10 protein-coding genes and 1 pseudogene are annotated in these 10,069 nt (G+C 74.4%); 5 read left to right on the plus strand and 6 right to left on the minus strand.

Annotation, left to right across the window (positions count from 1 at the left end; translation table 11 throughout):
- Positions 1-65: 65 nt before the first annotated feature.
- Both TR48_RS11955 and TR48_RS11960 read right to left on the minus strand, forming a co-directional pair.
- Positions 66-833 carry an anti-sigma factor gene (locus TR48_RS11955; RefSeq protein ID WP_042366061.1) on the minus strand — a complete coding sequence of 256 codons (768 nt, stop codon included), beginning with the start codon at positions 831-833 and terminating at the stop codon, positions 66-68.
- Complete coding sequence (locus TR48_RS11960) at positions 830-1,381, minus strand: sigma-70 family RNA polymerase sigma factor (RefSeq protein ID WP_236652117.1); 552 nt, start codon at positions 1,379-1,381, stop codon at positions 830-832. The genes TR48_RS11955 and TR48_RS11960 overlap by 4 nt, the downstream gene beginning before the upstream one ends.
- Before the next feature lie 216 nt (positions 1,382-1,597).
- Between TR48_RS11960 and TR48_RS11965 the strand changes: the two genes are divergently transcribed.
- The 4 genes from TR48_RS11965 to TR48_RS11980 all read left to right on the plus strand — a co-directional run bounded on the left by TR48_RS11965 (position 1,598) and on the right by TR48_RS11980 (position 5,874).
- Entirely contained in the window at positions 1,598-2,929 is a 1,332-nt protein-coding gene (locus tag TR48_RS11965) for an NAD(P)/FAD-dependent oxidoreductase (protein ID WP_042366062.1), read from the plus strand.
- An 89-nt stretch (positions 2,930-3,018) separates the two neighbouring features.
- Complete coding sequence (locus TR48_RS11970) at positions 3,019-3,720, plus strand: DUF1365 domain-containing protein (protein ID WP_042366131.1); 702 nt, start codon at positions 3,019-3,021, stop codon at positions 3,718-3,720.
- Positions 3,721-3,722: 2 nt separating this feature from the next.
- The gene (locus TR48_RS11975; RefSeq protein ID WP_439654464.1) at positions 3,723-4,988 is read left to right on the plus strand and encodes a class I SAM-dependent methyltransferase; all 1,266 of its coding nucleotides are present in this window, start codon (positions 3,723-3,725) and stop codon (positions 4,986-4,988) included.
- Between the two features lie 61 nt (positions 4,989-5,049).
- On the plus strand, positions 5,050-5,874 hold the full coding sequence (locus TR48_RS11980) for a DUF1295 domain-containing protein (RefSeq protein ID WP_042366132.1): 825 nt from the start codon (positions 5,050-5,052) through the stop codon (positions 5,872-5,874).
- Here the strand turns inward: TR48_RS11980 and TR48_RS11985 are convergent.
- The 3 genes from TR48_RS11985 to TR48_RS11995 all read right to left on the minus strand — a co-directional run bounded on the left by TR48_RS11985 (position 5,840) and on the right by TR48_RS11995 (position 7,622).
- Positions 5,840-6,178 carry a WhiB family transcriptional regulator gene (locus tag TR48_RS11985; protein WP_042366064.1) on the minus strand — a complete coding sequence of 113 codons (339 nt, stop codon included), beginning with the start codon at positions 6,176-6,178 and terminating at the stop codon, positions 5,840-5,842. The two genes, TR48_RS11980 and TR48_RS11985, sit on opposite strands and share 35 nt — an antisense overlap.
- Positions 6,179-6,182: 4 nt before the next feature.
- Positions 6,183-6,473 (minus strand): hypothetical protein, encoded by a 291-nt coding sequence (locus TR48_RS11990; protein WP_042366065.1) that lies wholly within the window; start codon positions 6,471-6,473, stop codon positions 6,183-6,185.
- A 267-nt stretch (positions 6,474-6,740) separates the two neighbouring features.
- Positions 6,741-7,622 (minus strand): oxygenase MpaB family protein, encoded by an 882-nt coding sequence (locus tag TR48_RS11995; protein ID WP_042366066.1) that lies wholly within the window; start codon positions 7,620-7,622, stop codon positions 6,741-6,743.
- A gap of 169 nt (positions 7,623-7,791) precedes the next feature.
- Here TR48_RS11995 and TR48_RS12000 point away from each other — a divergent pair, with 169 nt between their 5' ends.
- Positions 7,792-9,603, plus strand: a complete 1,812-nt coding sequence (locus TR48_RS12000; RefSeq protein WP_042366067.1) for a pectate lyase-like domain-containing protein — start codon at positions 7,792-7,794, stop codon at positions 9,601-9,603.
- 25 nt (positions 9,604-9,628) lie between these two features.
- On the opposite strand, the pseudogene TR48_RS12005 reads toward TR48_RS12000, so the two are convergent.
- Positions 9,629-10,069: pseudogene (locus TR48_RS12005) on the minus strand (cobalamin B12-binding domain-containing protein); the annotation flags it as partial.

A 10,069-nucleotide genomic window follows, 5' to 3' on the forward strand; every position in this document is an offset into this window, starting at 1 on the left:
GTCCCACCGCCACGAGCTACGACGCCCCGGCCCGTCCCGGGGCGTCGTGGCTCGTGGCGACTGGCTCAGGCGGCCGGGAAAGGCATCAGCGCAATCGGCGCGGTCGTCGGGTGGAGCGAGCCGCCGACGGGCTCGACCGTGATGCCCATGCCCTCGGCCTGGGCGAGGGGGCCCTTGAGCAGGATTGTCTGGTCGGAAGCGCCCGGGGCGACCAGGCCGGCCGGCCGCATGACCCCGGCGTCGTTGAACCAGAGCTGGTAGGTCTTGCCGGAGGGGAGCTCGGGCAGGCCGGGGGTCAGGAAGACGGCCTTGTTCTCGCTGTGCGAGGTGACGACGGTGGCGTGGCCGCCCTGGCCCGCGCCGCCGACCGCGCCGACGACGGCATGCGCATCGGGCGCGGACAGCACGGCGGCGATCTGCGCCGTCTCCGCCTGCGCCTGCTGGGCCTGTTGGTGGGCGTCCTGCGCGCGGCTGTACTGCCAGGCGGCGACGCCGCCGAGGGCGACCGCGGCGGCCAGGCTCGCAGCAAGCGCGAACCGGGCGCCGCGGCGGGCGCGCGCGGGGGCCGAGGGGACGCGCGGTGCGGGCAGCTCGACGTGCGGGGGCTCCTGCCGGACCTCGGCGACGCGCCGCAGCACCTGCTGCTTCATCGCCGTCGGCGGGGTCTCCGCGACGGCCTGGGCCAGGCGGGCGCTGGTGGCCTGGAACTCGGCCACCTCCACCGCGCACGCCTCGCAGTCGGCCAGGTGCTCCTCGAACGCCGCGCGTTCGTCCGCTTCCAGCGCGCCGAGCGCGTAGGCCCCGGCGAGCATGTGCAGGTCGGCGCCGCTCATGCCGTCACCCCCAGGCAGTCCCGCATCCGGATCAGGCCGTCGCGCATCCGCGCCTTGACGGTGCCGAGCGGCACCGCGAGCAACTCCGCGACCTCCCGATAGGTGAGCCCCCGGTAGTACGCCAGCACCACCGACTCGCGCTGCGTGCGCGTGAGCGCCTGCAGGCAGCGCCGCACGTGCTCGCGCTCCAGCCGGTGGTCGACCGCCTCGCTCACCTCGTCGTAGGCCGGGGTCTGATCCAGCAGGGCCGCCTTGTGCTCGCGGTCGGTGGCGGCCTGCGCGCTGCGGACCCGGTCCACCGCGCGGCGGTGCGCGATCGTCAGCACCCACGCCAGCGCGCCGCCCTTGTCGGGCCGGAACCGCGCGGCCGTGCGCCAGACCTCGACCAGCACCTCCTGCGCGACCTCCTCCGACTGCGCCGGATCGCGCAGCACGCTGCGCACGATCCCCAGCACCGGCCCGGCGATGTGCTCGTACAGCGCGGCGAACGCGTCCTGGTTCCCCCTGGCCACCTGGACCAGCAGATCCTCCGGCCGTTGCCCCGGCACCGGCGGGGTTCCGAGGAACGTCGGCTCCGAGCCGTCGCCCCTCCTGCTGTGCGGTCCGTCCACGGTGTACCCACATCCCCTTGCCTCGGGCGACGCCCGGTCGGCCGGGCCCGCGTCCATCCTCTTGCTCCTTGTTCGCAGCCGCGCGGCGCACGGACGGGTGACAGGAGCGAAAATCTTCGCCGCCCACCCATCCGGGCCGCCCGACGGCTCCGAATGACTCATGCCGGAGCAGTCGACGAGGCACGGAGGTCCCTGGTGGTGCGGGAGCAGGTCGCGGTGGTGGGCAGCGGGGTGGCCGGTCTGACGGCCGCCCATGTGCTGGGGCGGCGGTTCGACGTCACCCTCTACGAGGCGGACGACCGCCTCGGCGGGCACGCGCACACCCATGAGCTGGCCGACGCGCGAGGGGTGCCGCAGCGCGTCGACACGGGGTTCATCGTGCACAACCGGCGCACCTATCCGAACCTGCTGCGGCTCTTCGCCGAGCTCGGGGTGGCCACCCAGGAGTCGGAGATGAGCATGTCGGTGCGGTGCGACGGCTGCGGTCTGGAGTACGCGGGCGCGAGGGGGCCGCGCGGGCTGTTCGCCCAGCCCCGACGGGCCGCGGACCCCCGGTACCTGCGGATGCTGGCGGAGGTGCCGCTGTTCCACCGGCGGGCCAAGCGCCTGCTGGCCGGGTCGCCGGACCCGGCGGGCGCGACGGGCGCGGACGAAGTGGGGCCGACGGTGGGCGAGTTCGCGCGCCGGCACGGCTTCTCGCCCTACTTCACCGCCCACTTCCTCACCCCCCTGGTCTCCGCCGTGTGGTCCTGCCCCGGCGAGGTCGCCCTCGCCTACCCGGCCCGCTACCTGTTCCGCTTCCTCGACCACCACGGCATGCTCGCGGTCACCGGCTCACCGACCTGGCGCACCGTCACCGGCGGGTCACAAGAGTACGTGCGGCGGATCGCCAAGCAGGTGCACCGGGTCCGCACCGGCATGCCGGTGACCCGGGTCGTCCGCCACCGTGACGGCGCCGAGGTCGTCGACGCGGGCGGGGAGACCCACGCGTTCCGCGCCGTCGTCCTGGCCCTGCACCCGCACCACGCGCTCGCGGTACTGGACGAACCCACCGCCGCCGAGCGGGAGTTGCTGGGCGCCTTCCGCTACTCGCGCAACCCCGCCCTGCTGCACGGCGACACGTCCGTGCTGCCGCGCGGCCGCGCGGCGCGGGCGTCGTGGAACCTGCTGCTCCCGGCGTGCGACGCGGACGCCGGCGCGGTGCGGGTCTCGTACGACATGAACCGCCTCCAGCGCCTGGACACCCCGGACCGGTACCTGGTGACGCTGAACGGCGGCGCGCTGGTCGACCCGGCCTCGGTGCTGGACCGGATGGAGTACGAACACCCCGTCTACACCCGCGAGTCCGTCGCCGCGCAGGCACGGCTGGCCGAGCTCGACACGTCCGTCTGCGCGTTCGCGGGGGCCTGGCGCGGCTGGGGCTTCCACGAGGACGGCTGCCGCTCCGGCGTGGCCGCCGCAGCCGCCCTGGGGGTGGCCTGGTGAGCACCGCGCCCTCGTCCACGGGCGCGCCCCCGTGGGGCGGCCTCGCCGCCTCGTCAGCGGCGACCCTCTACGAGAGCCGCGTCCGCCACGTGCGCACCGCGCGGCAGCGCTACACCCTGGACCACCGCACGTACTACTGGCTCGTCGACCTCGACCGGCTTCCCCGGGTCGCCCGCCCGCTGCGCCCGGTCGCGGGGTTCTCGGCCCGCGATCACTTCGACGGCCGTGGGCCGACGATCCGAGCCGCACTCGACCGCTTCCTCGCCGCCCGGGGCGCCGCCGCCCCGGACGGCCGGGTGCTGATGCTCACCCAGGCCCGGGTCCTCGGCTACGTCTTCAATCCGCTGACGGTGTACTGGTGCCACGCCGCCGACGGTTCGCTCGCGTGCGTGGTCGCCGAGGTGCACAACACCTACGGTGGTCGCCACGCCTACCTGCTGGGCCCGGAGGCCGCCGAGGGCGCGACCGCCGAGAAGGCCTTCTACGTCTCCCCCTTCTTTCCCGTCGCCGGCCGCTACCGCATGCGCCTGCCCGTCCCCGGCGAGCGGCTCGACCTCACCGTGCACCTCGACCTCGACGCCGGGCGCGCCTTCACCGCCACCGTCAAGGGGACGCCCCGGCCCGCCACCTCCGCCGCCCTCGCCGCCGCGGCCCTGCGCCATCCCCTGGCCCCGCTCACGGCGGCCCTCGCCATCCGCTTCCACGGCATCCGCCTCTACCTGCGCGGACTGCCGGTCGTGCCCAGGACCGGCCCACGCCCCTGTCACCAACCCCAGGAAGGTACGAAGTGACCCTGCAGCAGACCCCGCCGACACCGCTCCTCCGGGACCGGATCGACCCGCGGAGGTGGGCCGACGTCGTCCGGGTGCCCGCCAGCTCACCGCTGCGGACGGCCGTCGCCCGCGCCGTCATCACACGCGCACTGCGCAGCCTGCCGCTGCGGGTGCAGATGGGCGACCAGGTCCTGGGCCGGGGCGGCCCACTGCTCCGGGTGCACGACCCAGAGGCGTTCACCGCCCGCCTCGCCGCGGACGGCCTGATCGGCTTCGGTGAGTCCTACCAGGCCGGCGAGTGGGACGCCCCGGACCTGCCCGGCGCGCTGACCGTCATGGCCGAGCAGCTCACCACGCTCGTCCCGCCCTCCCTGCAGCGGCTGCGGCGGCTGTGGGAGCGGCGGCAGCCGAGCGGAGCCAACGGCGAGGCCGCTTCTCGCGAGAACATCCGCGCCCACTACGACCTGTCCAACGAGCTGTTCCGGCTCTTCCTGGACGACTCCCTCAGCTACTCCAGCGCCGTCTTCGGGCAGCTCCCGGCCCGCTGGGAGCAGCTGGAGCAGGCCCAGCACGCCAAGATCGACCGGTTGTTGGACCTGGCCGGGGTCGGCCCCGGCAGCCGGGTGCTGGAGATCGGCACCGGCTGGGGCGAGCTCTGCATCCGCGCGGCCCGGCGCGGCGCCACCGTGCTGTCGCTGACACTCTCGACGGAGCAGCTCGAACTCGCCCGCGACCGGGTCCGCGCGGCCGGGTGCGCGGACGCGGTCGAGATCCGGCTGCAGGACTACCGGCGGCTGGACCCGGTGCGCGACGGCCGCTTCGACGCCGTCGTCAGCGTCGAGATGGTGGAGGCCGTGGGTGTGGAGTTCTGGCCCGTCTACTTCCGCACCCTCGACGCGATGCTGGCGCCGGACGGCCGGGTGGCCCTCCAGGCGATCACCATGCCGCACGACCGGCTGCTGGCGACCCGGCGCACCTACACCTGGATCCACAAGTACATCTTCCCGGGCGGCATGCTGCCGTCCAACGAGGCCGTCGACGAGGTGACCCGCACCCGTACGAGCCTGCGCGTGCGCAGCAGCGAGGGTTTCGGCGCGCACTACGCGGAGACGCTGCGGCTGTGGCGGGAGCGGTTCACCGCGCACGCCGAGCGGGTCGCCGAACTGGGCTTCGACGAGGCCTTCCGGCGCATGTGGACGCTCTACCTCGCCTATTCCGAGGCCGGGTTCCGCTCCGGCTACCTGGATGTCCGGCAGATCCTGCTCACCCGGGAGGACCGCGCATGACGCCCGCCGTCGACCGCGTCCCCGCGCCGCTCGAGTCCGACGGGACGTCGGGGGTGGCGTGGTGAGCGGCTTCCCGTGGGCGGCGTTCGCGATCGGCCTCGGCGCGGCGGCCGGGGCCTCGCTCGTCGTCATGCTGGCGACGTTCGCGCTGGCGCTGGTCAAGGGCGTGCACCGGATCGTCGACAGCGCCTGGGGGCTGGCGTTCGCCGCCGTCGCGGCGACCTCGTGCGCGCTGGCGGCGACGGAGGGCCACGGGGACGCCGGGCGGCGCGCGCTGGTCACCGTGCTGACGGTGGCGTGGGGTCTGCGTCTCTCCGTCCACATCGCGTGGCGCGGGCGCGGCCACGGCGAGGACCCGCGCTACGAACGGCTGTTGGCCAAGGCGGGGCCCGGCCGCACCCGGCGCGCCCTGTACGCGCTGCGGATGGTCTACCTGCTGCAGGCCGCGCTGGTCTGGCTGGTCTCCCTCCCGGTGCAGGCCGCGTGCTACGCGCCGCAGGCGATCGGGCCGCTCGCCGTCCTCGGGACACTGGCCTGGGTTGCGGGCCTCACCTTCGAGGCCGTCGGCGACCGGCAGTTGCACGTGTTCAAGGCCGACCCCGCCAACCGGGGCCGGATCATGGACCGCGGCCTGTGGGCGTGGACCCGCCACCCCAACTACTTCGGCGACTTCCTGGTCTGGTGGGGCCTGTGGCTGCTGGCCTGCACCACCCTGCCTGTCGCCGCGGCGACGCTGGTCTCGCCGCTCGTGATGACGTACCTGCTCACCGCGGGCAGCGGAAAGGCCTTGCTGGAACGGCACATGGCCGACCGTCCCGGGTACGCGGCCTACCGGGCGCGCACCAGCGGCTTCATCCCGCGGCCGCCACGGTCGTCGCCCCGTTGAAGTTGAACCGGCCCCCGGCGGGGACGGCCCGGCGGCGGCGCAGCACGCTGCCGCGCTCGTCCTCGCTCATGCCGCCCCACACGCCATAAGGCTCGTGGGTGGCCAGGGCGTAGTCACGGCACTGACGGATGACCTGGCAGGCGGCGCAGACGCGCTTCGCCGCCTGCTCGCGGTCCTCGAAGTCCCTGCCGCGCTCCCCTGCCGGGTGGAAGAACAGCATGGTGTCGCGCTCGGCGCAGGCCGCCCGCTCCTGCCACGCCCACGCCCACGTCATCGGTCCGGGAAGTTCCGCCTTGCGTCCCATCGGATCAGCCCTCCCGCAGGACGTAGCGGGCGCCGCCGCGCACGGCCCACCGGGCGTTGCGGACCTGCGCCTTGGTGCAGTCCAGGTGGACCACGCGGTCGGTGAGGTCGATCGACACGATGGCGCCGACGGGGACCAGCACGGGCTCCGTGCCGCCGTAGACCTCGGCGGCGGCGACGGCCCGTTCGGCGATCCTGCCGAGGCGCCCGTCGGACGCCCGCACCTCGTAGCCGGACAGGTCCATGGCCGGTTCGTAGGCGGTGTGCTGGCGTAGTGCCGAGACGGTGGTCGTCACGGGAATCCTCCTCTTCCCTCGTCCGTCAGGAGCGCGGCGGGCCCGACGGCGCGCCGCGAGGGTGCGCCTGCCCCCGACGTTCCGAGGCACACGTGCCGCCTGCGACCGTTTGCCCCGCCGGGGAGGGGGCAGGCGCTGCCTGTCGGCGCGGCAGGACGACCCGCCGCCGACGCGAGGGAAGCGGCCGGGCGACACGTCCCCCGGCGCACGGCCGCCCTTCCTCCGGTCCGGGCCCCGCGTCTACCCCCCTGTGGCGCGGGGCCTGGCCTATGTCTCCGAAGGCTCCGAACGCTCCGGCGGACGCGTCGCCCAGCGGATGCCGCGGACCAGCAAATGGCCCGCCACCGGCGCCGAGGCGCGCACCGGCATCGGCAGGGGCAGTCCCAGCGCGACCCGCGCCCACCAGGGCAGCAGACCCACGGCGGCCAGCGAGAGGCCCAGGTAGGCGGGCCTGACCACCAGCGGCAGAGGCGGGTCGAGCACCAGGTAGCGAACCGCCTCACGCGCGGCCGGGGTCGCGGACAGCTCCGCGTGGAACTCCGCGAAGCGCCGCTCCAGGCCGGCCACGTCCGTCGGCGGCGCGGCGACGCCGAGGGCGCGTGCCACGCGGGCCGTGTCGGTCACGTAGCCGTTCTCCTGCTCCGCCGTCAGCGGCTCAGCGCCGTACCGGCGGTAGGCGGCGAGGAAGCACCGGATCTCGGCCAGGTGGACCCACTCCAGCAGGTGCGGGTCCGTGGCGTCGTACCGGCGGCCGTCGGGGGCGATCCCGTGGACGCCCGCGTGCACCGCCCTGACCCGCTCCACCGCGGCGTGCGCGTCGGCCGCCGTTCCGTAGGTGGTGGTGGCCAGGAAGGTGCTGGTGCGCTGGAGTCGGCCCCACGGACTGCTGCGGTAGGCGGAGTGCTCCGCGACGGCCGCCATCGCCAGCGGATGGAGGGTCTGCAGCAGCAGGGCGCTCAGCCCGCCGACGAACATGGACGCGTCCGCGTGGACGGTGCGGATCGGCCGGTCCGGGGCGAACCAGCGCGGGCCCGGGGTGTCGTGGATCCGGCTGCGGACCTCCTCGCCGTCCGGTCCGGCGATCCGCGCGAAGATCGCGGTTCCGACGTCGTGGCGGAACCGCTCGGCTCCGTACCGGAGGGCGTCCATACCTTCGATTCTGCACCCTTCGCACCGAGACGGGTCGGCCTTCAGGAGTTGAACGAACGAGAAGGTCGCGGGCTGGATTGTCTCCACTCCATTGACGCACCATCAGTGCGGGTGCTTCACTCCCGCGAGAGCGCTCTCTGAGCTCCGCCCGTCCACCCCTGGGAGAGCAATGCCTGTCGCCCCGAACCGCCGTACCGTCCTCAGCCGTTCGATCGCCCTCGCCGCCGCGCTGCCGCTGGCGGGCGCGCTGCCCGCACCGTCGGCCCTCGCCGGCACCGCTCCTCGCCCGGCCGGCCGCCCGGGCGCCGCCGACCTCGGCCCCAACGTGCTGCTGTTCGACCCCTCCATGGGGAACGCAGCGATCCAGGCCCAGGTCGACGCCGTCTTCCAGACGCAGCAGTCCAACCAGTTCGGCACCGAGCGCTACGCGCTCGCGTTCCTGCCCGGGACCTACGACGTCGACATCAACGTCGGCTTCTACACCCACGTCCTCGGACTCGGCGACTCGCCCGACGACGTCGTCATCAACGGCCATGTGACGGTGGACGCCCAGTGGCTTGGCGGGAACGGCACCCAGAACTTCTGGCGGGCCGCCGAGAACCTCTGCGTCGTCCCGCCGGACGGCCTGGAGCGCTGGGCCGTCGCCCAGGCGGGCCCGATGCGCCGGACCCACGTCAAGGGTGACATGACGCTGTGGCCGAGCCCGCCCGGCAACCGCTGGTCCAGCGGCGGCTTCCTGGCCGACAGCGTCGTGGACGGCCAGGTGGACTCCGGCTCGCAGCAGCAGTGGCTCTCGCGCAACGACCGCTTCGGCAGCTGGACCGGGTCCAACTGGAACATGGTCTTCGTCGGCACCGAGGGCGCTCCGGCCCAGCACTTCCCGAACCCCGCCTGGACCGTGGTCGACCGCACTCCGACCGTGCGCGAGAAGCCGTTCCTGACCGTCGGACGCGACGGTGCGTACCACGTCTTCGTGCCCGCGCTGCGGGGCGACTCCGCCGGACCGACCTGGACCTCCGGGCGGGCGGCCGGGCACGGCGTCCCGCTCTCCCGCTTCCACGTGGCCCGCCCCGGCGAGAGCGCCGCGAGCATCAACCGGGCTCTCGCCCAGGGGCGGCATCTGCTGCTCACCCCGGGCGTGTACCCGCTGTCGGCCCCGATCGAGGTGCGCCGTCCGGGCACCGTCGTTCTCGGCCTCGGGCTCGCCACCCTCCAGGCGACGCACGGCAACGCGCTGATCGAGGTCGCGGACGTGGGCGGCGTGACCGTCGCGGGGGTGCTGCTGGAGGCCGCCTCGGCCCACTCCCCGGTGCTGCTCCAGGTCGGCGACGGGCGCAGCCGGGTGCGTCACTCGGCGGATCCCACCGCCCTGTTCGACGTCTACGTCCGGATCGGTGGGGCCGTTCCGGGCGGCGCGGCCGTCAGCGTCCGCATCGACAGCAACGACGTGTTCTGCGACAACCTGTGGCTGTGGCGAGCCGACCACGGCAACGACGGCTCGGTCGGCTGGACGGTCAACCCCGCCGACACCGGCATCGAGGTCGTCGGCGACCGGGTCACCGCCTACGGCCTGGCGGTGGAGCACTACCAGAAGTACGAGGTGCTGTGGAAGGGCGACCACGGCCGCACCTACTTCTTCCAGAACGAGCACCCCTACGACGTGCCGACGCAGTCGGCGTGGACGCACGGCTCCACCCTGGGGTACGCCGCGTACAAGGTCGCCGACTCGGTCACCGACCACAAGGCGTGGGGGCTGGGCAGCTACTGCTTCTTCGACCTGAACGCGAACATCTACACCGACCGCGCCTACGAGGTGCCCGACACTCCCGGCGTCGTCTTCACCGACCTGATGACGGTCTGTCTGAACGGAGCGGGTGGCGGGGGCATTTTGCACTGCATCAACGACAGCGGGGATCCGGTGCAGAACGGCTTCGGCACCTTCTACATGACCGGCTACCGCGACGGCGTCGCCACCACCTGAGCCGTCCGCCGCGTCACCGCCGTCCTCACCGCCACCGTCGCCCTGCCCCCGCGTGCGCGGGCGGGGCGACGAACACGTCGCGCGCCGCGACGGCGAGGTCCACCGCGGCGCGCAGGCTGGCCGGCCGCAGCGCCGCCTGCGGCGTGCCCGCCGCACGCCAACCCGGCCCGCCGAGCAGCAGCAGCGGGCTGTGCCGCGCGCCCGCGACGCCGAACGGCAGGTTCAGCAGGTCCGCCGCGAGCTGGGGGGCCGCGGTGGCCCGGCACTGCGACCAGAGCAGCAGGGCGGCGGGGCCGAGACGCCGGTGGGCCTGGGCGAGCGCGAGCGGCGGCACCGAGGAGCCCAGCATCCGGAAGCCGATGCCGCGGGCGGTGAGCGCGGCCGCCACCGCGTCCAGCGGCAGGGTGTGCTCCTCGCCCGGCGTCGCCGCCAGCAGCACCACCGGTCCGGTGCGTGGCACGGGGGC

Source organism: Streptacidiphilus neutrinimicus (assembly GCF_000787815.1).
GTDB classification, from domain to species: domain Bacteria; phylum Actinomycetota; class Actinomycetes; order Streptomycetales; family Streptomycetaceae; genus Streptacidiphilus; species Streptacidiphilus neutrinimicus.

Excerpts from the sequence above, each read along its gene's own strand:
- TR48_RS11955 (WP_042366061.1), bottom strand. The coding sequence starts at position 833 with ATGAGCGGCGCCGACCTGCACATGCTCGCCGGGGCCTACGCGCTCGGC.
- TR48_RS11985 (WP_042366064.1), bottom strand. The coding sequence starts at position 6,178 with ATGGGACGCAAGGCGGAACTTCCCGGACCGATGACGTGGGCGTGGGCG.
- TR48_RS11965 (WP_042366062.1), top strand. The coding sequence starts at position 1,598 with ATGACTCATGCCGGAGCAGTCGACGAGGCACGGAGGTCCCTGGTGGTG.
- TR48_RS11995 (WP_042366066.1), bottom strand. The coding sequence starts at position 7,622 with ATGGACGCCCTCCGGTACGGAGCCGAGCGGTTCCGCCACGACGTCGGA.
- TR48_RS12000 (WP_042366067.1), top strand. The coding sequence starts at position 7,792 with ATGCCTGTCGCCCCGAACCGCCGTACCGTCCTCAGCCGTTCGATCGCC.